Source organism: Amnibacterium sp. (assembly GCF_051956055.1).
Taxonomy (GTDB): domain Bacteria; phylum Actinomycetota; class Actinomycetes; order Actinomycetales; family Microbacteriaceae; genus Amnibacterium.
Window position 1 is genome coordinate 77,780 of the sequence record NZ_JBQCGC010000041.1, and the last position, 24,009, is coordinate 101,788.

At 74.3% G+C, this 24,009-nt stretch carries 20 protein-coding genes and 1 pseudogene; 16 read left to right on the forward strand and 5 right to left on the reverse strand.

All coding sequences use genetic code 11. From position 1 onward, the window contains the following. Positions 1-20 precede the first annotated feature (20 nt). Genes ACTHLI_RS06740 through ACTHLI_RS06765 form a run of 6 tightly spaced genes read left to right on the forward strand, consistent with a single transcriptional unit; the run spans position 21 to position 6,596 of the window. Positions 21-350 (forward strand): heavy-metal-associated domain-containing protein, encoded by a 330-nt coding sequence (locus ACTHLI_RS06740; protein ID WP_440182375.1) that lies wholly within the window; start codon positions 21-23, stop codon positions 348-350. Next, a complete protein-coding gene (locus tag ACTHLI_RS06745; protein WP_440182376.1) occupies positions 350-2,458 on the forward strand; it encodes a heavy metal translocating P-type ATPase in 2,109 nt (702 codons plus the stop codon). The genes ACTHLI_RS06740 and ACTHLI_RS06745 overlap by 1 nt, the downstream gene beginning before the upstream one ends. Before the next feature lie 7 nt (positions 2,459-2,465). Then, positions 2,466-3,305 (forward strand): hypothetical protein, encoded by an 840-nt coding sequence (locus ACTHLI_RS06750; RefSeq protein WP_440182377.1) that lies wholly within the window; start codon positions 2,466-2,468, stop codon positions 3,303-3,305. Next, positions 3,298-4,083: a hypothetical protein gene (locus ACTHLI_RS06755; protein ID WP_440182378.1), complete on the forward strand. Its 786-nt coding sequence runs from the start codon at positions 3,298-3,300 to the stop codon at positions 4,081-4,083. Before ACTHLI_RS06750 ends, ACTHLI_RS06755 begins: the two co-directional genes overlap by 8 nt. 36 nt (positions 4,084-4,119) lie before the next feature. Then, positions 4,120-5,505 carry an SDR family oxidoreductase gene (locus tag ACTHLI_RS06760; protein WP_440182379.1) on the forward strand — a complete coding sequence of 462 codons (1,386 nt, stop codon included), beginning with the start codon at positions 4,120-4,122 and terminating at the stop codon, positions 5,503-5,505. Continuing rightward, positions 5,502-6,596, forward strand: coding sequence for a hypothetical protein (locus ACTHLI_RS06765; RefSeq protein ID WP_440182380.1), 1,095 nt, complete (start codon positions 5,502-5,504; stop codon positions 6,594-6,596). The genes ACTHLI_RS06760 and ACTHLI_RS06765 overlap by 4 nt, the downstream gene beginning before the upstream one ends. Before the next feature lie 60 nt (positions 6,597-6,656). On the opposite strand, the gene gndA is transcribed toward ACTHLI_RS06765, so the two are convergent. Next, on the reverse strand, positions 6,657-8,114 hold the full coding sequence (gene gndA, locus ACTHLI_RS06770) for an NADP-dependent phosphogluconate dehydrogenase (RefSeq protein WP_440182381.1): 1,458 nt from the start codon (positions 8,112-8,114) through the stop codon (positions 6,657-6,659). 88 nt (positions 8,115-8,202) lie between these two features. Here gndA and ACTHLI_RS06775 point away from each other — a divergent pair, with 88 nt between their 5' ends. From ACTHLI_RS06775 to ACTHLI_RS06795, 5 genes are all read left to right on the forward strand, one after another. After that, positions 8,203-9,258: a D-2-hydroxyacid dehydrogenase gene (locus ACTHLI_RS06775; RefSeq protein ID WP_440182382.1), complete on the forward strand. Its 1,056-nt coding sequence runs from the start codon at positions 8,203-8,205 to the stop codon at positions 9,256-9,258. Positions 9,259-9,310: 52 nt separating this feature from the next. Then, positions 9,311-9,823, forward strand: a complete 513-nt coding sequence (locus ACTHLI_RS06780) for a gluconokinase (RefSeq protein WP_440182383.1) — start codon at positions 9,311-9,313, stop codon at positions 9,821-9,823. A 178-nt stretch (positions 9,824-10,001) separates the two neighbouring features. Continuing rightward, positions 10,002-10,613 carry a 50S ribosomal protein L25/general stress protein Ctc gene (locus tag ACTHLI_RS06785; RefSeq protein ID WP_440182384.1) on the forward strand — a complete coding sequence of 204 codons (612 nt, stop codon included), beginning with the start codon at positions 10,002-10,004 and terminating at the stop codon, positions 10,611-10,613. 20 nt (positions 10,614-10,633) lie between these two features. Further along, on the forward strand, positions 10,634-11,227 hold the full coding sequence (pth, locus tag ACTHLI_RS06790; RefSeq protein ID WP_440182385.1) for an aminoacyl-tRNA hydrolase: 594 nt from the start codon (positions 10,634-10,636) through the stop codon (positions 11,225-11,227). 45 nt (positions 11,228-11,272) lie between these two features. After that, positions 11,273-12,013: an SDR family oxidoreductase gene (locus tag ACTHLI_RS06795; protein WP_440182386.1), complete on the forward strand. Its 741-nt coding sequence runs from the start codon at positions 11,273-11,275 to the stop codon at positions 12,011-12,013. 128 nt (positions 12,014-12,141) lie between these two features. Here ACTHLI_RS06795 and ACTHLI_RS06800 read toward each other — a convergent pair whose 3' ends face one another. Both ACTHLI_RS06800 and ACTHLI_RS06805 read right to left on the reverse strand, forming a co-directional pair. Beyond that, the gene (locus tag ACTHLI_RS06800) at positions 12,142-13,413 is read right to left on the reverse strand and encodes a peptidoglycan DD-metalloendopeptidase family protein (protein WP_440182387.1); all 1,272 of its coding nucleotides are present in this window, start codon (positions 13,411-13,413) and stop codon (positions 12,142-12,144) included. A 95-nt stretch (positions 13,414-13,508) separates the two neighbouring features. Continuing rightward, positions 13,509-14,240, reverse strand: a complete 732-nt coding sequence (locus tag ACTHLI_RS06805; RefSeq protein ID WP_440182388.1) for an SDR family NAD(P)-dependent oxidoreductase — start codon at positions 14,238-14,240, stop codon at positions 13,509-13,511. A gap of 92 nt (positions 14,241-14,332) precedes the next feature. Between ACTHLI_RS06805 and ACTHLI_RS06810 the strand changes: the two genes are divergently transcribed. Together ACTHLI_RS06810 and mfd are read left to right on the forward strand one after the other, a co-directional pair. Next, entirely contained in the window at positions 14,333-15,313 is a 981-nt protein-coding gene (locus ACTHLI_RS06810; protein ID WP_440182389.1) for an amidohydrolase family protein, read from the forward strand. Between the two features lie 43 nt (positions 15,314-15,356). After that, positions 15,357-18,986, forward strand: coding sequence for a transcription-repair coupling factor (gene mfd, locus ACTHLI_RS06815; RefSeq protein ID WP_440182390.1), 3,630 nt, complete (start codon positions 15,357-15,359; stop codon positions 18,984-18,986). A gap of 65 nt (positions 18,987-19,051) precedes the next feature. Here mfd and ACTHLI_RS06820 read toward each other — a convergent pair whose 3' ends face one another. After that, positions 19,052-19,420 (reverse strand): VOC family protein, encoded by a 369-nt coding sequence (locus ACTHLI_RS06820; RefSeq protein WP_440182391.1) that lies wholly within the window; start codon positions 19,418-19,420, stop codon positions 19,052-19,054. A gap of 60 nt (positions 19,421-19,480) precedes the next feature. Between ACTHLI_RS06820 and ACTHLI_RS06825 the strand changes: the two genes are divergently transcribed. From ACTHLI_RS06825 to ACTHLI_RS06835, 3 genes and pseudogenes are all read left to right on the forward strand, one after another. Then, a complete protein-coding gene (locus ACTHLI_RS06825) occupies positions 19,481-20,128 on the forward strand; it encodes a dihydrofolate reductase family protein (protein ID WP_440182392.1) in 648 nt (215 codons plus the stop codon). A 44-nt stretch (positions 20,129-20,172) separates the two neighbouring features. Beyond that, positions 20,173-21,348 carry an MFS transporter gene (locus ACTHLI_RS06830; protein ID WP_440182393.1) on the forward strand — a complete coding sequence of 392 codons (1,176 nt, stop codon included), beginning with the start codon at positions 20,173-20,175 and terminating at the stop codon, positions 21,346-21,348. Between the two features lie 43 nt (positions 21,349-21,391). Continuing rightward, a pseudogene (locus tag ACTHLI_RS06835) lies at positions 21,392-22,912 on the forward strand (CoA-acylating methylmalonate-semialdehyde dehydrogenase). Between the two features lie 28 nt (positions 22,913-22,940). Here ACTHLI_RS06835 and ACTHLI_RS06840 read toward each other — a convergent pair. Then, a partial coding sequence (locus tag ACTHLI_RS06840; RefSeq protein ID WP_440182394.1) for an SLC13 family permease occupies positions 22,941-24,009 on the reverse strand: 1,069 nt, incomplete at its 5' end.

Sequence of the window (24,009 nt, forward strand, 5' to 3'; positions counted from 1 at the left end):
CCATCGATCGAGGAGGAAGCATGCAGGAGCTCGGTATCACGGACGTGCACGCGGGCGGCGGCTGCGGTTGCGGCGGGGCGTGCGGCGGCCACGGCGGCGCGCACCACGCCGGGCACGGTGCCCGCCACGCGGCCGAGGGCGGCCAGACCTTCGCGGTCGCCGGCATGACCTGCGAGCACTGCGTCGCGAGCGTGACCGAGGAGCTCTCCGCGCTCGACGGGGTCGAGGGCGTGTCGGTCGACCTGAAGCCCGGCGCCGCGTCGACGGTGGTCGTGACCGCCTCCCGGCCGCTCGACGGCGACGAGGTGCGCGCCGCGGTGGAGGAGGCGGGCTACACGCTCGCCCACTGATGGCCGCGACCACCGAGGTCCGGCTCGACATCACCGGGATGACCTGCGCGGCGTGCGCCACGCGGGTCGAGCGGAAGCTCAACCGGGTGCCGGGCGCGACCGCGACGGTGAACTTCGCGACCGAGGTGGCCACCGTGCGCGGTGCGGTGCCGCTGCCGGACCTCGTGGCGGCCGTCGAGGCGGCCGGGTACGGTGCGCGGCCCGCCGGCACGGCGCGACTGCAGCGCGACGCCCGCCGGCTGCGACCCCGCCTCGCCGTCGCGGTCGTGCTCGCCGTGCCCGTCGTGCTGCTCTCGATGGTCCCCGCGCTGCACGCGCCGGCATGGGCCGTCGCGGTGCTCGCGCTGCCGGTCGTGACGTGGTGCGCGTGGCCGTTCCACCGCGCAGCGGCCATCGGGCTGCGCCACGGGTCCACGACCATGGACACCCTGGTCAGCCTCGGCGTGCTCGCCGCGAGTGCCTGGTCGGCGGTCGCGCTGATCCGCGGCGCGGGCGACACCTACCTCGAGGTCGGGGTGGTGGTGACGACGTTCGTGCTCGCGGGTCGGGTCGCCGAGGCGGCGGCCCGCCGCCGGGCCGGTGCCGCGCTGCGGGCGCTGATCGCCCTCGGCGCGAAGGACGCGCTGCGGGTGCGGGGCGGCGTCGAGTCCCGGGTGCCCGTCGGCGCCCTCGCGGTCGGCGACCACGTGGTGGTGCGGCCGGGCGACACGGTCCCGAGCGACGGCCGGGTCCTCGACGGGCGCACGGCGGTGGACGCCTCCCTGCTCACCGGCGAGTCGGTGCCGGTCGAGGCGGGACCCGGCGACCCCGTCACCGGTGGCACGGTCGCGGTCGGCGGCGGCCGCCTCCTGATCGAGCTCACCCGCGTCGGCGCGGACACCGAGCTCGCGCGCATCGGCCGGCTCGTGGCCCGGGCGCAGGAGGGGAAGGCGTCCGTGCAGCGGCTCGCCGACCGGATCTCCGCGGTGTTCGTGCCCGTCGTGCTCGTGCTCGCGGTCGCCGCGCTCGTCGGCTGGCTGCTCGCGGGCGACCCCGCGCGCGCCGTCACCGCCGCGGTGACGACGCTCATCATCGCCTGCCCGTGCGCCCTCGGCCTCGCGACCCCGACGGCGCTGCTGGTCGGCACGGGTCGCGGCGCGCAGCTCGGGGTGCTCATCCGCGGCCCGGAGGTGCTCGAGCGCACGCGCCGCATCGACACCGTCGTGCTCGACAAGACCGGCACGCTCACGACCGGGCACATGGCCCTCCTGGCCGTCGTGCCGGTCGCGGACGTCCCGGAGGACGAGCTGCGCCGGCTCGCCGCCGCGGCCGAACGGCACTCCGAGCACCCGGTCGCACGAGCACTCACCGGCACGGGCGCGCCCGCCGCGACCTCGTTCACGGCCGTCGCCGGCGGCGGGGTGGTCGCCGAGGTCGACGGCGCGCGGATCCGGGTCGGCCGCGCCGGATGGCTGGCGGAGGACGGGACCGACGTGACCGCGGCGCTGCCCCGCGTGCTCGAGGCCGAGTCCCGCGGCGCGACGGCCGTCGTCGTCGCGCGTGAGGAGGCGGCGATCGGCGTGCTCGAGGTCGCGGACCCGGTCCGCGCCGGCGCCGCGGACGCCGTCGCCCGCCTCCGCCGGCTCGGGCTGGAGCCGATCCTCGCGACCGGCGACAACGCCGGCGCGGCCGGTGCGGTGGCCGCGGCGACCGGCATCGGGACGGTGTTCGCGGGGGAGACGCCCCAGGGCAAGCTCGATCGGGTCCGGACGCTGCAGGCGGACGGGCACGTGGTCGCGATGGTCGGTGACGGGGTGAACGACGCGGCCGCGCTCGCCGCGGCGGATCTCGGCATCGCGATGGGCGGCGGCACGGACGTGGCAGGCGCCGCGGCCGACCTCGTGCTCGTCCGCGACGATCCGGCGCTCATCGCGACCGCGGTGCGCCTCTCCAGGGCGACGCTCAGGATCATCCGCGGCAACCTGTTCTGGGCGTTCGCGTACAACGCCGCAGCGCTGCCGATCGCGGTGCTGGGCCTGCTGAACCCGATCGTCGCCGGAGGTGCCATGGCCGCCTCCTCCGTACTGGTCGTCGGCAACAGCCTCCGGCTCGCCCGATTCCGCCCGTGACGCCTCCGTGGCGCTGATCGCGTCCCTCGCGCTCCTCCGGCCCCACGTGCTGGTGCTCGAGCTGCCGGGGAGCCCGATGCTGCGCCTCCGCGCGGAGGCCGCCGTGCGGGCGAGGGGATGGGCGCTCGCCCGCGGACCCGCGGACGCCGATCTGCTCCTCGTCTGCGGCGCGGCGGCAGGCGACCTGCGCGACGCGGTCGACGCGATCTGGGCCGAGGTTCCCGCACCGCGGGCCCGTCGCACGGTCCGGTCCGCCGGGGCCCTGCAGGAGGCGCTGGACAGCGCCGCCCGCGTGCTCGCCGATCGCGAGCTGCAGCGGTCGGCCCTGCCGGGCGCCCCGCGCACGCCTCCGGACCCCGGCCGTCTCGGGCCCGTCGGCGTCGACTGGCCGCCCGGGCTCGTCGTCGACCGGGCCGCCGGGCCGGACAACCGGATCGCGGCGGTCGGCGTCCGGCGGCTGATCGCGGAGGCCGAGGAGGACCCGGACCCGATCGCGGCTCCGGTGCTCGCGGTGGCGGCCGCCGCCCGGCTGCTGCGCCTCGCGGGCTGGGCGGTCCCGGCCGCGCGGCTCGACCGGGTCGTCGATCTCGCCGTCGGCGGGGCCGCGTTCGACACCCTCCTGCCCCGCGTCCGCCGCGCCGCGGCGCAGGTGCGGCGCTCGGCGACGTTCCGCTGGGCGGCCGCGCGCGACCTGCCGGACGGGGACCTGCGAGGGCGGGTGCTCGCGCTCCTCGACGCCGCCCTGCGCGGCGAGCCCGCACCGGCGCCCGAGGCGCGGCCCCTGATCGGCACCCGGCCGGAGACGCTGCCGCTGCTGCTCGCCGTCACGGAGCCGGTCCGTGGCTGAGGCGGGGGCGCTCCTCGCGCTCCTCGTGCTCGCCGCCGGCGCCGCGGCGCTCAGGGCCGTGCTCGACGGGAGGCGCACCGGCACGCCCGCATCGATCGCGGTGCTCGCGCCGCTCGCGGAGGCGGCCCGGCTCGTCCGCACGAGGGGGACTCGTCCCGGTGCGCGGACCGTCGTGGCGGGCGTCCTCCTGCTCGCGTCGCCGGTCCTGCGGGTGCTCGCGCTGCCGTTCGACGGGCGCCCGCTGGCGGATGCCCTCCTGCCGGCCCTCGTCGCGGACCTCGCGTGGTGGGCGGGCGTGCTCCTGCTCACCGAGCGGCGACCGCCGGCCGCGCGCCTCCGTGGTGCGGTCGCGCTGGAGCTCCCGGTCGTCGCGGCGCTGCTCGTGACCGTCTTCGCGCTGCCGGGCTCGACGCTGCCGCTCGTCGTGGAGGCGCCGGTCGCGTTCCTGGTCCTGCTCGTCGTCGAGGGCGTCCTGCTGCCCTGGTCGGTCGCGGGCCCCGCCGATCGGCTCGGGGGGATCGCCCTGCTGCTCGTCCGCGCCGCCGTCGCCGCGCAGCTCGTCGCCGGCGCGGCGACGGCGTCCGCCGTGTTCCTCGGCGGCGGCCGGACCGCCGTGCTCGTCGGAGCGGCGCTGCTCGCCTGCGCGCTCCTGGTCCTGGAGCGGCGCGTGCCGCTGCTCGGCCTCGCGCGCCGCACCCGGCTGGCCGTGGCCGTCCTCCTCCCGCTCGCCGTGGCGCAGCTGGCGCTCGTGATCGTGCTGCGGGTGTTGGGAGGCTGAGCCCCGGGCCCGGCGCCGACCCGGCATGCTCGGGGTGTGCAGCCGAACGACCGCCTCGCCGCCCTGTTCTCACTGACCGGACGCACGGCCGTCGTCACGGGCGGCAGCTCCGGCATCGGGCGCGCGATCGCCGCGGCCATCGCGGGAGCCGGTGCGCGCACCGCACTGGTCGCCAGGGACCCGGAGCGGCTCGCCGAGACCGCCGCCGCCCTGCGCGCGGACGGCGCCGACGTCGCGGTCGTGCCCGCGGACCTCGGCTCGCGCGACGGCGTGCGCGCGGCATGCTCGGCCATCACGGCCGCGGTGGGCGAGCCCGACATCGTCGTCTCCGCCGCGGGGGTGAACCTGCGGCCCCCGATGACGGAGCTCGACGAGCCGGTCTGGGACGCGACGATGCGGCTGAACCTCGACGCCCCGTTCCTCCTGGGCCAGCGCTTCGCGCCGGGCATGGCGGCGCGCGGCTACGGTCGGCTCATCGCGATCAGCTCGCAGCAGGCGCATCGCGCGTTCGTCGACAGCGGCGCGTACGGCGTCTCGAAGGCGGCGCTCGAGGCGCTCGCGCGATCGCAGGCGGAGGCGTGGTCCGCCTCCGGCGTCACGAGCAACGTGCTCGTGCCGGGGTTCGTGCTCACCCCGCTCAACGCGCGGCTGCAGGAGGACCCGGCCAGGGTGGCCGCGCTCGCGGCCCGCACGATGGTGGGCCGGAACGGGGTGCCGGAGGACTTCGCGACCGCGGCGCTCTTCCTCACGAGCCCCGCCTCCGGCTACGTCACGGGCCAGTCGATCCACGTCGACGGCGGCTTCTCCGTCCACGGACCGGGCTTTGCTCACGCTTCTGGAAGCCGCGTCGCTGCAGCGGCGTCACGAAGCGTGAGCAAAGTGGGATGTAAGGATCCGGGGCGACCCGACAACATGCACGGTGTGGGACCGACCGACGAGGTGAGCGACACCACGATCGCGCCCGCGTTCACCGCGTTCTACCGGCAGCACTACGGGGCGGTGCTCGGCTACGCCGTCCGGCGGATCGACGACGCCGAGACCACACGGGAGATCGCGGCCGACGTCTTCCGGGTCGCATGGCAGGCGTTCCCCGCCGGTCCCGCGCCGACGCGCGCGTGGCTGCTCCGGGTGGCGCGGAACCGGATCGGCGACGCCTACCGGAGCCGCGAGCGCGACCGGTTGCTGCATCGCGCGCTCGAGGGCGAGGCGCGGATCGGCGACCGTGCAGCCCCGGACCCGCGGGTCGGTGAGGTGCTCGACGGGCTGCCCGAGGCGGCGAAGGAGGTCCTGATGCTGACCTACTGGGACGGGTTGCCCGCCGCAGAGGCGGGCCGAGTGCTCGGCTGCAGCGCGGCCGCGGTGTGGGTGCGCCTCCACCGGGCGCGGGCCGCGTTCGCCGCGGCGTGGGAGGCGCAGCCATGAGCGCGCCGATCGACCGGCTGCGCGCGGCCGATCCCGCAGCCGGACTCGGGGCGCAGCCGGACGAGCGAGCGGAGGCGGACCTCCGCCTGCTGCTCGCCGAGGCCCGGCCTGCTTCGGCCCCGGCTCGCCGGCCTGAGCGCCGTGCGATCGGCCCCCTCCTCGTGACCGCGGTCGTCGCCGCTGCGGTGATAGCGGTCCCCGCGACGGCGCTGGCGATCGTGCACCCGCGCACCGACGTCGGTGGGACGACCCCGGCGTCGCCGAACACGTCGTCGATCCAGCCGCCCTACATCGCCGAGGACTGCGCGCCCCAGAAGGTGCTTCCGTTCGAGTGCGGCACCTACCGCTCGGTGTACGGGGCGCCCTCGGTCACCGGTGACACCGGCGGCCCGGCGAAGGACCCGCTGTCGATGTCCTTCACCACGGCGCAGGGCGGCCTGCTCCTCACCGTCCGCAGCGCGAGCTGCTTCGCGGCGGTCGTCCCGGTCCGGTACGACGGGAAGCGGCTGATCCGCACCGGAACGCTGCTCGTCGGCGAGGCCTCCGGGTGCACCGGGCCGGGGACGAACGACGCGAAGCACTGGGCGGACGCGTTCCTCCGGGGGCCGCTCGAGGTCGACGCGAGCGTCGGCGGCATCGCGTTCGACTCGTCGAGCGCGATGGTGACGTTCCAGTACGAGGGCGCCGCGGGGATCGGGGAGGCGCAGCTGCCGCGCACCGACCGCACGTGCGTCCCGGCTCACGTGCAGCCGTTCACCTGCGCCGTGTCCCGGTCGACGAAGGGGACCGGCACGCTCGCCTTCCTCGCCGCGGCCCCCTACACGCTGCGGTTCGAGCACAGCAACGGTGAGCTGACCGCCGTGCTGGCCGGGAAGTGCAACACGATGAGCGTCGTGGTCGAGCCGGAGCCGGGCCCGGCCGGGCTCGTCGTCGCGATCCCGGGGGCGTCCACGGCGATGGGCTGCTTCGGCGTCGCCGGCGCGCACGATGCGGCGGTGTCCGCGTGCTTCCGCGGTGAGCTGACGCTGTCGACGACCGGCAGCGGCATCACCTTCACGAAGGGCGGGACGAGCGCCACCTTCACCCGGTGACTTTGCTCACGCTTCTGGACGTCGCATCGCCGCGGCGGCGTCCAGAAGCGTGAGCAAGGTTCAGTGGCCGGAGCCCTCCGTCTGGATCTCGCTGCGGTCGCCGCTCCAGAGGGTGTGGAAGACGCCCGGCTTGTCGATGCGGCCGTACGTGTGCGCGCCGAAGAAGTCCCGCTGGCCCTGGATCAGCGCCGCCGGGAGGCGGTCGGAGGAGAGCGAGTCGTAGTACGACAGCGCGGAGGCGAAGCCCGGCGCGGGCACGCCCGACAGCGCCGCGGTCGACACGACGCGGCGCCAGGCCGCCTCGCCGTCGGCGACGATCTTCGCGAAGTACTCGTCGGCGAGCAGCGTCGGCAGCTCCGGATTCCGCTCGTACGCCTCCACGATCCGGTTCAGGAACTTCGCGCGGATGATGCAGCCGGCCCGCCAGATCTTCGCGACCGCACCCTTGTCGATCTGCCAGTCGTACTGCTCGGCGCCGGCGATGATGATGTCGAAGCCCTGCGCGTACGCGACGACCTTCGAGGCGTAGAGCGCGGCGCGCACGTCGTCCTCGAAGCCGTCCGGCTTCGCGACCGGCTCGGGACGGCCCTTCTCGAGCGCCTGCACCGCCTTGCGCTGGTCCGGCTTGGAGGAGACGGCCCGCGCGAACACGGCCTCGCCGATGCCGGAGACGGGGATGCCGAGCCCGACCGCGTTCTGGACCGTCCAGACGCCGGTGCCCTTGCTGCCCGCCTGGTCGACGATCACGTCGACGAGCGGCTTGCCGGTCTCCGCGTCCTGCTGCCGCAGCACCTCGGCGGTGATCTCGATCAGGTAGGACTCCAGGTCGCCCTGGTTCCACTCGTCGAACACCTCGGCGAGCGCGGCCGTGTCGTGACCGCCGACCCGACGGAGGAGGTCGTACGCCTCCGCGATCAGCTGCATGTCGGCGTACTCGATGCCGTTGTGGACCATCTTCACGAAGTGGCCGGCGCCGTCGTGGCCGATGTGCGTGACGCAGGGTTCGCCCTCCGCCTCCGCCGCGATCGACTCGAGGATCGGCTTCAGCCGCTTCCACGCGTCGTCGGAGCCGCCGGGCATGATCGACGGCCCGTTCAGCGCGCCCTCCTCGCCGCCGGAGATCCCGGTGCCGGCGAAGTTGAGGTTCCGCTTCCTGAGGTCCTGCTCGCGACGGATAGTGTCGAGGAAGTTCGCGTTGCCGCCGTCGACGATGATGTCGCCCGGCTCGAACCGGTCGGCGAGCTGGTCGATGACCGCGTCCGTGCCCTTCCCGGCCTGGACCATGATGATCGCGACCCGCGGCTTCTTCAGGCTCGCGACGAAGTCGTCGATGTCGTGGGAGGGGACGAACTCGCCCTCCGAGCCGTGCTCCGCGATGACCTCGTCGGTCTTGGACGCGGTGCGGTTGTAGATCGCGGTCACGTTGCCGTGGTGGGCGAGGTTCCTCGCCAGGTTCGACCCCATGACCGCCATCCCGACGACCCCGATGTCGGCGACGCCGACCGGCTTCTCGCTCACGTGTATCTCCTTCGTGGATGCCGTCTTGGAGCGTATCGCCGGAGGCCCGGCGTCAGCCTGACCGGGAGGCGCTCTCTAGGCTCGAGCCATGACCGATCGCCGACTCCGTGCCGTCGCCGTGACCCCGCTGCCGGAGGCGCTCGCGGACCGTGTGCGCGCCGCTGAGCCGCGGCTCGACCTGATCGTCGAGCAGGACCTCCTGCCGCCGATGCGGCACCCGGGAGACCACCAGGGCGACCCGGACTTCGTGCGGTCGGAGGCGGACGAGCGGCGGTTCCAGGAGCTGATCGCCTCCGCGCAGGTGCTCTACGGGATCCCCGGGGAGCGGCCCGCGCAGCTGGCCGCGGCCCTCAGGGCGAACCCGGCGATCGAGTGGGTCCAGCTGATGCCCGCGGGCGGCGGTTCGCAGGTGAAGGCGGCGGGGCTCACGGCGGAGGAGCTCGGCCGCGTCCGATTCACCACGACCGCCGGCGTGCACGCGGTGCCGCTCGCGGAGTGGTGCGAGTTCGCGCTGCTGGCCGGGTTCAAGACGCTGCCGCGGCTGCAGGAGGCGCAGCGCGCGCACGAGTGGGCCGAGTCCCGCTGGATGATGCGCCGGCTCGAGGGCAGCAGGGTCATCGTCGTCGGGCTGGGCTCCATCGGGCGGCTCGTCGCGGAGCGGCTCGCGCGGCAGGGCGTGCACGTGCTCGGCACGAGCCGGCGTCCCGTCGTCGTCGAGGGCGTCGAGCAGGTCGTGGACCCCCGTGACCTCGCCGCCGCGGTCGGCGACGTCGACGGCATCGTCGTCACGCTGCCCGGCACCGAGGAGACGCGGCACCTGGTGAGCGCCGAGGTGCTCGCCGCCGCCAAGCCCGGCGTGGTCGTGACGAACGTGGGCCGGGGCACGGTCATCGACCAGGAGGCGCTGATCGCCGAGCTGCAGCGCGGCCGGATCGGCTTCGCCGGCCTAGACGTCACCGATCCGGAGCCGCTGCCCGCGGACTCGCCGCTGTGGGACCTCCCGAACGTGCTCATCAGCCCGCACACCGCGGCCCTCAGCGACCGTGAGGACGAGCTGATCGCCGACCTGTTCGCCCGCAACGCGACCCGGTACCTCGACGGGGAGCCCCTGATCAACCCCGTGAACACGCACGAGTTCTACTGATCCGTCGACGCGGCCGGTCGGAGATCCAGCCTGATCCGTGGAGGATGGCGGCATGTCGACGCCGCCGCTCGTGATCATGGGCGTCTCCGCATCCGGGAAGTCGACCGTCGCCGCCGCCCTCGCGGCGCGCATCGGCGGCGGCACGTACCTCGATGCGGACGACCTGCACTCCGCCGCGAACCGGGCGAAGATGCACGGCGGTGTCCCGCTCACCGACGTCGACCGGGCGCCCTGGCTCGACGCCGTGGGCCGGGCCATGGGCGACGTCACGCGGGCCGGAGGGGTGCCGGTGATGGCCTGCTCCGCGCTGAAGCGCGACTACCGGCGGCGGATCCTCGCCGGGGAGCCCGCGGCGCTCTTCGTCCTGCTCGACGTGGAGCGCACCGAGCTCGAGCGGCGCCTGCACGAGCGGAAGGGGCACTTCATGCCCGCCTCCCTCCTCAACTCGCAGCTCGCGACGCTGGAGCCGCTCGGCCCCGACGAGCCGGGGCTGACCGTGCACGTCACGAACCCGAGCGACGACGTGACCGAGACCGTGCTGGCGCACATCCTCACCTCCCGCTGACGCCCGGAGGCGGAACTCCGGGCCTCCGCGGTCCGCTATGCTCGACGGCTGGACTTCGGCGAGGGTCGTGGCGTCCGCCACGGCCGTGATCGACGCAGGGCGCCCGGCTTCGGGCCACTGCGGCACCGCCGACCGTATTCGAGCGGGTCGCGCTGCGGCCCCGTGTGGAGGGACCAGCATGGCTGACAAGATCGCCGCCGAGGCGCGGACGTCGTTCGGGAAGGGCGCGGCCCGCAAGCTGCGCGCCGCGGGCCGGATCCCGGCCGTCGTCTACGGGCACGGCACGGACCCCGTGCACATCTCCCTCCCGGGCCACGAGACCGCCCTGATCATCCGCCGCGCGAACGCGGTGCTCGAGCTCGCGCTGCCGAGCGGCAGCCAGCTCGCGCTGGTCAAGGACGTGCAGAAGGACCCGGTGCGCCAGATCATCGAGCACATCGACCTGCTCGTCGTGCGCGCGGGCGAGAAGGTCGAGGTCGAGGTCCCCGTCGTCCTGCACGGCGAGTCGTTCCCCGGCACGGTCGCGACGCTCGACGCGCAGCACCTGCTCCTGAAGGTCTCGGCCACCGCGATTCCCGAGCACGTCGTCGTCGACATCGAGGGCGCTCAGGACGGCACCCGGATCACCGCGGCCGACGTGACGCTGCCGGAGGGTGTGGAGCTCGGCTCCGACCCGGAGCTGCTCGTCGTCGGCGTCTCGCTCGCTCCGGCCGAGGAGGCCCTCGAGAACGAGTCCGCCGCTGAGGCGTCCGAGCCCGAGGCCGCCGAGCCCGTCGCCAGCGCCTCCTGAGCCACAACGTCTGACCGCCGATGCCCGACGACGCCTGGCTCGTCGTCGGGCTCGGCAACCCCGGCTCGCAGTACGCCGGGAACCGGCACAACGTCGGCCGCATGGTCGTCGACGAGCTCGCGGCGCGGTTCGGAGCCCGCTTCGCCCGGCACCGCACCGGTGCCGGCGTCGCTGAGGGGCGCGACCGGCCCGGCGGCACCCGGTTCGTGCTCGCCGCGCCGCAGACCTACATGAACGAGTCCGGTCGCCCGGTCGGGGCCCTGGCGAAGTTCTACTCGCTGCCGCCGGAGCGCGTCGTCGTCGTGCACGACGAGCTCGACATCCCGTTCGGCGACCTCCGGCTGAAGACCGGAGGCGGTCACGGCGGGCACAACGGCGTGCGGGACATCGCCGCCGTGCTCGGCACCCCCGAGTTCCCGCGCGTGCGGGTCGGCATCGGTCGCCCGCCTGGCAGGCAGCCCGCCGCGGACTTCGTGCTCCGCGACTTCAGCCCGACGGAGCGCAAGGAGCTGCCGCTGCTCGTCGGCGACGCCGCCGACGCGGTGGTCGACCTCGCGGCGCTCGGCCTCGACGCCGCGCAGCAGCGCTGGAACGCGCCCCGCGCCTCCCGCTGACCGCGCCTGCAGGCCTCCCCAGGTCGCGGCAGGTAGACCCGTGCCATGGCGGAGCGCATCGCGATCGTGACCGGAGGCGGCAGCGGCGTGGGGGCGGCGTGCGCGCGAGCGCTCGCGGCGGCGGGCTGGACCGTGGCGGTGCTCGGCAGGCGCCGTGACCCGCTCGACGCGCTCGCCGCGGAGGTGGAGCGCATCCACGCGTTCCCGGCCGACGTGACGGACGCGGACCAGGTCGAGCGCGCCTTCGGCGAGGTCGCTGACCGGTTCGGCCGGCTCGACCTGCTGTTCAACAACGCGGGCCGCGGCGGCAGCACCGTGCAGGTCGACGAGGTCGACGTCGACGAATGGCGGGAGGTGGTCGACGTCAACGTCACCGGCACGTTCCTGTGCACCCGCGCCGCCTTCCGCATCATGCGCGCCCAGGACCCGCAGGGCGGCAGGATCGTGAACAACGGCTCGATCTCGGCGCAGGTGCCGCGGCCGCGCTCGATCGCGTACACCGCGACCAAGCACGCGGTCACGGGGCTGACCAGGTCGACGTCCCTCGACGGCCGCGAGTTCTCGATCGCCGCCGGCCAGATCGACATCGGCAACGCCGCGACCGCGATGACCAGGAGCATGGACGCGGGGGTGCTGCAGGCCGACGGTACCAAGCGCCCTGAGCCGACCATGGATGTCGCCGCGGTGGCCGATGCGCTCGTGTACATGGCGTCGCTGCCGCTGTCCGCGAACGTCCAGTGGCTGACCGTGACGGCGACCGCCATGCCCTACATCGGCCGCGGCTGAGCCTCCGCCCGAGCACGACAGCAGGACGGAGCGCCGACGGCAGGATCCAGGCGCCCGCAGCGTCCTGCTGATGCTCCTGGATCCTGCTGTCGTGCTCCCGGGGGCGTGTCGCGGCCGCCGGGCGCGGGTCAGCCGAGCGAGATGTGCTTCGCGGCGAAGAACGGCACGGGGTTGACCGCCACGCCGTTGATGTGCACCTCGAGGTGGAGATGGCATCCCGTGGCGGCACCGGTCTGGCCGACGAGCCCGATCACCTGACCGGTCTTCACGTGCTGCCCGACCGACACCAGGATCTGGGAGGCGTGCGCGTACCCGGTGGCGATCCCACCGCCGTTGTCGAGCAGGATCCAGTTGCCGTACGTGCCCCAGTAGCTGGCGGTCTGGACGACGCCGTCGTGCGCGGCGTGGATCGGCTCCCCGCACGGCGCGACGATGTCCTGCCCGCGGTGGAAGAGGTTGACGCCCGGCACGGGCTGGATCGGGCGCGGGCCGAACGGATCGCCGAGGTGCCCGATGACCGGCTTGATCCAGATCGGCGCCGGCGCGACCGGGAGCGAGCCGCTCACGGCGTCGGTGGTCGCCCCGCCGCCGTTCACCTGCCCGACCTGGAGGCGCTGCAGCCCGCCGGTGGTCGAGACGCCGAGCACGGGCGGCGCGTCGAGCGCCTCGCTCGCGAACGCGGGCAGGCCCCACAGCACGCTCAGCGCCATGACGGCCACGAGCGCGAGGAGGCCGCGACCGAGGTGACGCCGGCTGCGGCGAGGGGCCGGAGGCGCCGCGACGGCCGGCGCGCTCGGGGGCGCCGGGACGGCGATCGGGGTGAGCTGCGAGAACGGCCGCATCCCCAGGGGCTGGGGGACGGCCGCCGACGGAGCCGGGGGAGCCGGCAGGACGGGCGAGGGCTGCGGCACCGCGGGCGCGCCCGGGAGGGTGCGCGGCGGCGCCGCGACGGGCGGCGGGGTCCGGAGGCGTGACCGGACCGGCGGCTGACCGCCGTGGCCGGGACCCTCCGGCTGCCGGACGCCCGGGCGGGGTGCTGCGGGGCCGGCCGGGGTCTGCCGCACGATGGGGATCCGCGCGGTGCCGGTCGGGCCGCCGGGGGTCTGGCGCGTGCGGGCCGCGGGGAGCTGCCCCGTGGAGGCCGTGCCCGCCGGGCGCGGTCGCGGCGCCGCCTGGCGCGGGTCCTGCTCGGGGGCGGGCCGGGCGGGGCGGTCGGCGGGCCGGGCGGCGCGCGGGTCCTGCGGGATCCTCGGGCCGCGGAGCTCACGGGGGGCCTGCCACGAGATGCGTCGATCGGGGCCCGGCTGCGCGCCGTCCCCCGTCGGATCCTCGTTCCAGCCCAGCGCGAGCCCCTTCCCGTGCGGTCGGCCCGCCGGGTCGACGCGCAGGACGCTAGGCACCCCCAGAAGAGGGGGCCCGGATGCGACACGCGTGTCGCGCATTTCGCCGTGTGTTCACGGCGTGTCCTTCCGGAGGGTGGGAACCACCGCCCGCATCACTCCGGGCGCATGCCGCCGTCGGCGAGGAACACCTTGTCCGTCAGGTACGCGTTCGTGAGCATCGCCATCGCGAGCTCGCCGACCTCCTCAGGCCGGCCGATCCGGCCCACCGGGATCCGGGACGCATCGAAGTCCTCGGGCACCATGCCGCTCGCGACCAGCGCCGGCGCGATCGCGTTCACGGTGACGCCGTGCGGCGCGGTCCGCGCTGCGAGCCAGTGCACGAGGCCGTGCAGCCCCGCCTTGCTCGCCGCGTAGTGCGGACCGACCATGCCTCCGGTGTACGCCGCGACGGAGGAGACGAGGAGCAGCCGGCCGAACCCGCGCTCGATCATCCCCGGCACGACCCGCTGCGCCAGGAGGAACGGGGCGGTGAGGTTGACCGCGATCGTCCGGTTCCACGCGTCGAGCGACACGTCCTCGATCGATGCGGCCGCCGGGCCGATCCCCGCGTTCGGGACGAGCACGTCGATCGGGCCGAGCCGCTCCTCGACCGCGGCCACGAGACCTCCGGTCGCCTCAGGCTCGGCGAGGTCCGCCTGCAGCGTCACCGCGCGCACCCCGAGCGCCGCGACGCGGTCGGCGACCGCCCGAGCCGCGTCCTCGTGCCCCGACCAGTGGACGGCCACGTCGCAGCCCGCGCCGGCGAGCCGCACCGCGAGGTCCGAGCCGATGCCGCCAGACGCACCCGTGACGAGCGCGACGCGGCCGGAGAGATCCGTCGCCATCGCGGCAGTGTGCGCGCTGCGCCTGACCGGGGTGCTCAGGAGGGGGTGCTCAGGAGGGGGAGGGTAGTCCTGAGCCGCAGGAGGAGGAGCGCATGCGCATCGTGGCCCTGGAGGAGCACTTCGTCGTCCCCGAGCTGCTCGACGCCTGGCGTCGGGTGTCGGGAGGCGAGGTGCACGGCGCGGGCGACGACCCGCTCTCCCGGCGGCTCCGGGAGGTCGGGGAGGAGCGCATCGCCGCGATGGACGACCAGGGGGTCGACGTCCAGGTGCTGTCCCTCACGAGCCCCGGCGTGCAGAACCTCGGCGCGGCGGACGCGGTGCACGTCGCGCGGGAGGCGAACGATGCGCTCGCCGGGATCGTCGCCGCGCATCCGGACCGGTTCCAGGCCTTCGCGGCGATCCCCACCCCTGACCCGGAGCAGGCGGCGGCCGAGCTCGAGCGGGCGGTGACCGGCCTGCGGTTCCGGGGCGCGCTCCTCAACGGGCGCACCGGGACGACGAACGCGGACGCGCGGGAGTTCGACGACCTGTACGGCGTCGCGGCCCGCCTCCGCGCGCCGCTCTACCTCCACCCGCAGACCCCGGTCGCCCCGGTCAGGACGCAGTACTACTCGGGGCTCGGCGACGACGTGGACTTCGCCTTCGCGAACCACGGGATCGGCTGGCACTACGAGACCGGCGTGCAGCTGCTTCGGATGATCCTCGGCGGCGTCTTCGACCGGCACCCCGAGCTGCAGGTGATCGTGGGGCACTGGGGTGAGGTCGTGCTCTTCTTCCTCGAGCGGTTCGAGGCAGGCATGGGGCGCACGGGCCTCCACCTCGAGCGGGGGATCCAGGAGGTGTTCCGGCAGAACGTGGGCGTGACCGGGAGCGGGATGCTCAGCGAGCGGTACCTCCGGTGGACGGCCGAGGTCGTGGGCGTCGAGCGCATCCTGTACGCCACCGACTACCCGTACGTGCCGACCGGCGGCGGTCGGGCGCGCGCGTTCCTCGAGACGGCGCCCTTCACCGAGGCCGAGAAGGCGTCGGTCGGTGCCGGCGCATGGGAGCGGCTGACCGGGCACCTCGCCTGATCCGCACGCTCCCGGTGTCGGACCGGCCCATAAAATGGGACGAGTGAGTCTTTCGGGTCTGCCACGTCTGCTCTCGCACGCCGACTCGATGAGCGACGCGCTCGTCGCCGCATCGCGCCCTGCCGACTTCTCCGCGACCCCAGGCCTGCACGCGCCGCTGATCGCGGCCCTGCTGCACCGGCGGCGTGAGCGCGGCGACGCGGACGCGCTGCTCGTCGTCACGGCGACCGAGCGGGAGGCGGACGCGCTGCGGAGCGCGTTCGAGTGCCTCCTGCCCGACGCCGAGCTGCTCGACCTGCCCGCCTGGGAGACGCTGCCGCACGAGCGGCTCAGCCCCGGCGTGGAGACCGTCGGCCGGCGCCTGCACGCGATCCGCCGGATGCGCCTCTGGCAGCCGGGGGACGCCCCGCTCGTCGTCGTCGCGCCGGTGCGCGCCGCGCTGCAGCCGATCGTCGCGGGCCTCGCCGACGTCGAGCCGGTGGAGCTGCGGCTCGGGCAGCGCGGCGTCGACCTGAACGCGCTCGTCGAGCGCCTCGTCGCGCTCGCCTACACGCGCGTCGACCTCGTGACCAGGCGGGGCGAGTTCGCGGTGCGCGGCGGCATCCTCGACGTGTTCTCGCCGATCGCGGAGCACCCGGTCCGGGTCGACTTCTTCGGCGACGAGGTCGACGGCCTCCGGGGCTTCTCGGTCGCCGATCAGCGCACCCTCGACGTGCCGGTCGAGGTGGCGGAGCTGGTGCCGGCCCGCGAGCTGCTGCTCACCGACGCCGTGCAGCAGCGCGCCAGGGAGCTGCAGCACGAGTTCCCGAACCTCGCCCAGATGCTGGCGAAGGTCGCGGAGGGCATCCCCGTGGAGGGGATGGAGTCGCTGGCGCCCGTGCTCGCCGACGGACTCGTCCCGATCACCGAGTACCTGCCGGAGGGCGCCGCGGTCTGCATCCTGTCGCCCGAGCGGGTCGCGAGCCGCGCAGTGAGCCTCGCGGAGACGAACCGGGAGTTCCTGCACGCCGCGTGGAGCGCCGCGACCGCGGGCGCGCAGGCGCCGATCGACCTCGAGTCGGGCGACTTCCTCACCGTGAACCAGCTGCGGGAGGCGGTGCCGGAGGGCACCTGGTGGACGATCAGCTCGTTCGAATCGCAGCCCGACGCCGCCGAGACCGTCGCGGACCTCGACCCGGCGAAGGCCGCGGCGCTGCTCGCCGACTCGGCCGAGTACCTCCGGGTCAAGGGCGGCGCGACCCCGGTCACGCCGGGGCGCCCCGCCGAGCTGCTCGACCACATCACCTCCCGCCTCCGGCACGGCTGGTCGACGGTCGTCACCTCGGCGGGGAAGGGCCTCGTGGAGCGGGCGCGCGACGTGCTCGCCGAGCGCGGCGCCGCGGCCCGCATCGTCGAGCAGCTGCCGGAGGAGCTCGAATCGGGCGTCGCCTACGTGCTCATCGGCGACCTCGAGACCGGGTTCGAGCAGCCGGAGGTCTCGCTCGCGGTCGTCAGCGAGCGCGAGTTCTACGGCCGGGCCGCCTCCGTGGACAACCGCGCGCCGCGCAAGCTCGCCTCCCGGCGCAAGAACGTCGTCGACCCGCTGCAGCTGAAGGCCGGCGACCACGTCGTGCACCAGACGCACGGCATCGGCCGCTTCGTCGAGCTGGTCCGGCGCGAGGTCGCCCCGGTGCAGAAGGCGGGACCCAGGCGGATCGGCGACAAGGCGCCGGAGAAGGTCGTCCGCGAGTTCCTGCTGCTGGAGTACGCGCCGTCCAAGCGCGGCTACCCGGGCGACAAGCTGTACGTGCCGACCGACCAGCTCGACCTGCTCACGCGCTACGTCGGCGGGGAGGCGCCGCAGCTGTCGAAGATGGGCGGTTCGGACTGGGCTGCGGCGAAGGGCCGCGCGCGGAAGGCCGTGCGCGACATCGCGGTCGAGCTCGTGAAGCTCTACTCCGCGCGCATGGCGTCGAAGGGGCACGCGTTCGGCCCGGACAGCCCGTGGCAGCACGAGCTCGAGGAGGCGTTCCCGTTCGCGGAGACGCCGGATCAGCTCGAGACGATCGACGCGGTCAAGGCCGACATGGAGAAGCCGATCCCGATGGATCGCCTCATCTCCGGCGACGTCGGCTTCGGCAAGACCGAGATCGCGGTGCGGGCGGCGTTCAAGGCGATCCAGGACGGCAAGCAGGTCGCGATGCTCGTGCCGACGACCCTCCTGGTCCGCCAGCACCTCGAGACGTTCCAGGAGCGGTTCGCCGGCTTCCCCGTGAATGTGCGGCCGCTGTCCCGCTTCCAGACCGACAAGGAGGCGAAGGAGACCCTGAAGGGCCTCGCCGACGGCACCGTCGACATGGTGATCGGCACGCACGCGATCCTCGCCAAGCAGGTGCAGTTCAAGGACGTCGGCCTCGTGATCATCGACGAGGAGCAGCGGTTCGGGGTCGAGCACAAGGACCAGCTGAAGAAGCTGAAGACGAACGTCGACGTGCTCGCGATGAGCGCGACGCCGATCCCGCGCACGCTCGAGATGGCGGTCACCGGGATCCGCGAGATGTCGACGCTCGCGACCCCGCCCGAGGACCGGCACCCGATCCTCACCTACGTCGGGGCGCGGTCGGCCGGGCAGATCACGGCGGCGATCCGGCGCGAGCTGCTCCGCGAGGGCCAGGTGTTCTACGTCCACAACCGGGTCTCCTCCATCCAGCGCATCGCCGCGGAGATCGCCGAGCTGGTGCCGGAGGCGCGCGTCGCCGTCGCGCACGGCCAGATGGGCGAGCACCAGCTCGAGCAGGTGATGGTCGACTTCTGGGAGCGGAGGTACGACGTGCTCGTCTCCACGACGATCATCGAGACCGGGCTCGACATCGCGAACGCGAACACCCTGATCGTCGATCGGGCCGACAAGTACGGGCTCAGCCAGCTGCATCAGCTGCGCGGGCGGGTCGGGCGCGGGCGGGAGCGCGCGTACGCGTACTTCCTCTACGAGGCGGAGAAGCCGCTGTCGGAGACCGCGGTCGACCGGCTCGAGACGATCGCGGCGAACAACGACCTGGGCTCCGGCATGCAGGTGGCGCTGAAGGACCTCGAGATCCGCGGGGCGGGCAACCTGCTCGGCGGCGAGCAGTCCGGCCACATCGCGGGCGTCGGGTTCGACCTGTACCTGCGGATGATCGGCGAGGCGGTGAACGACTTCCGCGGCGAGGTCGCGGAGGGCCAGACCGAGCTGCGGCTCGAGCTGCCGGTCGACGCCCGGATCCCGGAGCACTACATCGACAGCGAGCGGCTGCGGCTCGAGGCGTACCAGAAGCTGTCCGCCGCCGCAGGGCCCGCCTCCGCGGAGGGCCGGATCGACCTGGTGCTCGAGGAGCTCGTCGACCGCTACGGCTCGGCCCCGGAGGAGGTGGAGAACCTCGTCCGCATCTCCAAGCTCCGCCGGCTCGCCCAGCACGCCGGGTTGTCCGACGTGGTGGCGCTGCCGAAGTTCCTCCGCATCGCGCCGGCCGACCTGCCCGACTCGATGCAGGTGCGGCTGCAGCGGATGTACCCGGGCGCGCGGCTCATCCAAGGCGCGGTGAACGTGCCGTGGCCGCAGACGGCGGGGGAGCCGCTCGCCGACACCGCGCTCATCGAGTGGGTGGAGCAGCTGCTCACCGCGATCTGGGGCAAGGTGCAGCAGCCCGCCGCCTGACCCCTCCTTCGTCGTTCAGGAGATATGCGCCGCCCCCGCCGGAATCTCCTGAACCACGAAGGGGGTCAGGAGTGCAGCACCGAGAAGACGTTGCCGGAGGGGTCCGTGAACCACGCGATGTCAGGCCCGTGCCCGCGCATCGCGCCGTCCTCGTCCTGCGGCATCCCCGGGTAGCGCACGGGCTCGAGGCCGACCTCGCCGAGCTCGCGGATCGCCGCGCCGACGTCGTCGACCTCGAGGTTCAGCACGGTGAAGGTCGCCGGCTCGTGGTCCTGCTTCGGGTAGAGGATCACGCGGCCGCCGCCGGGCAGCAGCAGGGTCGCGATCGGCCCGTCCTCGACCGTGAGGCCGATCCGCTCCCGCCAGAAGCGCACCGCCTCCGGCACGTCCCGCACGGACATCCCACCGAACGCGCCGGTGCACGTGAGCGTCATGACGGATCCTCCCGCCCAGAGTCTCGACCCGCGGGAGGGTTCGGCGCTACCGTCGGCCGGGTGCCGAAGCTGCGCGCCCACAACATCGCCGTCTCGCTGGACGGGTTCGGCACCGGCGAGGGGCAGTCGCTCGAGACGCCCTTCGGTCACGCCGGCGGCCGGCTCATGGGCTGGTTCTTCCCGACCCGCACCTTCCACCGGATCACCGGGCAGGAGGGCGGCACCACCGGCGTCGACGACGACTTCGCGGCGGCCGCGTGGGAGGGCATCGGCGCCGAGATCATGGGGCGCAACAAGTTCGGCTGGCAGCGCGGCCCGTGGGAGGACGAGTCCTGGCGCGGCTGGTGGGGCGACGAGCCGCCGTTCCACACCCCGGTCGTCGTGCTCACGCATCATCCGCGCCCGGACATCGCGGTGGGCGACACGACCTTCCTGTTCCGGGACGCGGCCCCGGAGGCGGCGCTCGCGGAGGCGACCGAGCTGGCGGGCGGCCTCGACGTCCGCCTGGGCGGCGGCCCATCGATGATCCGCGAGTTCCTCGACGCCGACCTCGTCGACCACCTCCACCTGGTCGTCGTGCCGATCGTGCTCGGCAGGGGCGTGCGCATCTGGGACGGGCAGGAGGGGCTGGAGGAGCGGTTCGACATCGTCTCGACGCCCTCGCCCTCCGGCGTCGTGCACGTGGTGCTGGACCGCCGCGCGTCCTGAGCCCGCGTGCCGCACCTCCCCGCCAGGTCCGCGAGGATCGTCCCGTGGCGCGCGGCGATGACCGGATCCGGTTCGACGCGGCCGTGGGGCTCGGCGCGCTCGTGCTCGCCACGTTCGTCGCGGTGACCACCGAGATCGTGCCCGTCGGCGTGCTCCCGCAGCTCAGCCGCGCCTTCGGGACGCCGACCGCGGTCACGGGGCTGCTCGTGACCGTCTACGCCGCCCTGGTCGCGGTGCTCGCAGTGCCGCTGACCCGCATCACCGACCGGTTCGCGCGCAAGCCGCTGCTGCTCGCGACCATCGCGCTGTACAGCGTCGGGAACCTCGCGATCGCCCTGGCGCCGAGCTTCGCGCTGCTCTGCGCGGGCCGGGCGATCGGCGGCGTCGCGCACGCGCTGTTCTTCTCGCTGTCCTCCTCCTACGCCGCCGCGCTCGTGCCGGCGCGGGTGCAGGGCCGGGCGCTCGCGATCGCCGCAGCGGGGGCCTCCCTCGGCTACGTGCTCGGCGTGCCGCTCGTGACCTCGATCGGCGCGGCGCTCGGCTGGCGGGCGGCGTTCGGCGCGCTCGCGGTCGGCGGGGTGCTGGCGGTGCTCGCGACGGCGGCGGCGCTGCCGGCGGTGCCCTCCGCAGGCCCCGCGCCCCGGGCCGAGCGCGGGCGCCGCGGCGCGCTGATCGGGGCGGCCGTCGTGAACGGCCTCGCGTTCTTCGGGCACTACGCCCTGTACACGTACGTCTCCACGGTCCTGCTCGACGCGGGCGTGGCGGAGGCGGCCATCGCGCCCGCGCTGTTCCTGTTCGGCGCGGCGGGTGTGGTCGGGCTGTGGCTTGCGGGCCTCGTGATCGATCGGCGTCCGCGCGCCGGGATGCTCGGCGCACTGGTCCTCGCGGCCGGCGCCGTCTCCGCGGTGCTCATGCTGCAGGCGTCGACCGGCGGCACCGTCGGAGCGGTGAGCGCCTGGGTGGTCGGGTTCGGCGCGATCCCGGTCTTCTGCACGGCCGCGTGCCTCCGGACGCGGAGCCTGTCGCCCGACCTCTCCGCCGCGGTCAACAACTCGGCCTCGAACGTCGGCATCGGGCTCGGCGCCGCGGTCGGCGGCGGCGTCCTCGCGGCGGCCGGCCTCCCCGCGCTCGTGGTGGTGTCGGCGGCCGCGTTCGCCGCCGCGGCGGTGCTGGTGCTCGTCCTCCGCGCCTCCTTCCCGCCGCGTGTCGAGCACGCCTGATCCGGTGGGAGGCTTGCCGCAGCAGCCGGAACGAGGAGCCGCCATGACCAGCACCGCACCCACCGCACGGACCGACCTCGCCGTCGTGCCGCACTGGATCGGCGGGCGACGCGAAGCGGGCTCGGGAGCGCGGGCGGGGGACGTGTTCGACCCGGCGCGGGGCGTCGTGACCCGCAGGGTCGCGTTCGCGGACGAGGCCGACGTCGCGGCCGCCGTCGCCGCGGCGAAGGCGGCGTTCCCCGGCTGGCGGGCGACGTCGCTGGCGAAGCGCCAGGCGGTCATGTTCCGGTTCCGGGAGCTGCTGGAGGCGAGGAAGGGCGAGCTCGCGGAGCTGATCACGAGCGAGCACGGCAAGGTCGTCTCCGACGCGCTCGGGGAGATCTCGCGCGGCCAGGAGGTCGTCGAGTTCGCGACCGGGCTCGCGCACCACCTGAAGGGCGAGTACTCGGAGCAGGTCTCGACCGGCGTGGACGTCTACTCGATCCGTCAGCCGCTCGGGGTCGTCGGCATCATCAGCCCGTTCAACTTCCCGGCGATGGTGCCGATGTGGTTCTTCCCCATCGCGATCGCGGCGGGGAACACGGTGGTGCTGAAGCCCTCCGAGAAGGACCCGTCCGCGGCGGTGTGGATCGGCGAGCTGTTCCGGGAGGCGGGGCTGCCGGACGGCGTGTTCAACGTCCTGCACGGCGACAAGGTCGCCGTCGACGGTCTGCTCACGCACGAGGACGTGAAGTCGATCTCGTTCGTCGGCTCGACCCCGATCGCGCGGTACATCTACGAGACCGCGGCCCGGCACGGCAAGCGGGTGCAGGCGCTCGGCGGGGCGAAGAACCACATGCTGGTGCTGCCGGACGCGGACCTCGACCTGGTCGCGGACTCGGCGGTGAGCGCCGGGTTCGGGTCGGCGGGGGAGCGGTGCATGGCCGTCTCGGTCGTCGTCGCGGTCGGCCAGGCGGCCGATGCCCTCATCCCGAGGATCGCGGAGCGCATGGCCGCGCTCCGGATCGGCGACGGGCGCCGATCCTGCGACATGGGTCCCCTCGTGACGTAGCGGCACCGCGACAAGGTCGCCTCGTTCATCGAGGTCGCGATCGAGGACGGCGCGGAGGTCGTCGTGGACGGCCGCGGCGTGGACGTCGACGGGGACCCGAACGGGTTCTGGCTCGGCCCGACCCTGATCGACCGGGTCCCCACCACCTCCCGCGTGTACACGGAGGAGATCTTCGGCCCGGTGCTCTCGGTGGTCCGCGTCGCGTCGTACGAGGACGGCGTCGCGCTCATCAACCGGGGCGCGTTCGGCAACGGCACCGCGATCTTCACGAACGACGGCGGGGCCGCCCGGCGGTTCCAGAACGAGGTCGAGGTCGGGATGATCGGCATCAACGTGCCGATCCCCGTCCCGGTCGCGACGTTCTCGTTCGGCGGCTGGCGGCAGTCGCTCTTCGGCGACACGAAGGCCCACGGCGCCGAGGGCGTGAAGTTCTTCACGCAGCAGAAGGCGATCACCTCCCGCTGGCTCGACCCCTCCCACGGCGGCGTCGACCTCGGGTTCCCGCAGAACTGAACCGCACCGCCGTCGGGCGAGTCACCGGTCAGAGCAGCAGGGTGACCGCGAGGAAGCCGACCACCGTCATCACCACGGCGTAGGGGAGGGCCATCCACAGCATCCGGAGGTAGCCGAGCCGCACGAGCGGCGCGATGCCGGAGGTGAGCAGGAACAGGAAGGCCGCCTGGCCGTTCGGGGTGGCGACGCTCGGGATGTTCGTGCCGGCGTTGATCGCGATCGCGAGGTGCTCGAACTGCCCGCGGGCGATCGTGCCCGCGTCGAACTCCCGCGCCACCTCCCCGATGTAGACGGTGGCGACGAACACGTTGTCGCTGATCGCGGAGAGCACGCCCGAGGCCGCGAACAGCGCCGCGATCTGCTGCGTGCCGCCCAGCGCGAGCACCGCGGAGATGACGGGCTCGAACAGGTGCTGGTCGTGGATGACGGCGACGATCGCGAAGAATGTCACGAGGAGCGCCGTGAACGGCAGCGCCTCCTGGAACGCGTGGCCGAGCGCGTGCTCGCCCGTGACCCCGTTGAAGGCGGTCGCGAGCACGATCACGGCGAGGCCGATGATCCCGACCTCGGCGACGTGGAGCGCCAGCCCCGCGATGAGCAGCAGCGCCGTGACGAGCTGGACGACCAGCTTCGCCTGCCCGCGCGGCGTGCGGTCGCGGGTGCGGCGCCGGTCCTCCTCCTCCATCACGGCACGGACGGAGGCGGGCAGCTCGGCACCGTAGCCGAACCGCCTCGTGCGCTCGAGCAGGGCCGTGACGGCGAGACCGGCGAGGAGGACCGGGATCGAGATCGGGAGCATGCGGGTCAGGAACTCGCCGAACCCCCACCCGACCGTCTCGCCGATCAGGAGGTTCTGCGGTTCGCCCACGAGCGTCGCCAGGCCGCCGAGCGCGGTGCCGACCATGGCGTGCATCAGGAGGCTGCGCAGGAACGCGCGGAAGCCCTCGAGGTCGGCCCGGTGCGCGTCCGCGACGCGGCTGTCGTCCTCGTGGTCGTGGGTCTCCTCCTGTCCGACCCCCGACGCGTACCGGTGGTACAGCGTGTAGAAGCCGGTCGCCACCGCGATCACGACGGCGGCGACGGTGAGCGCGTCGAGG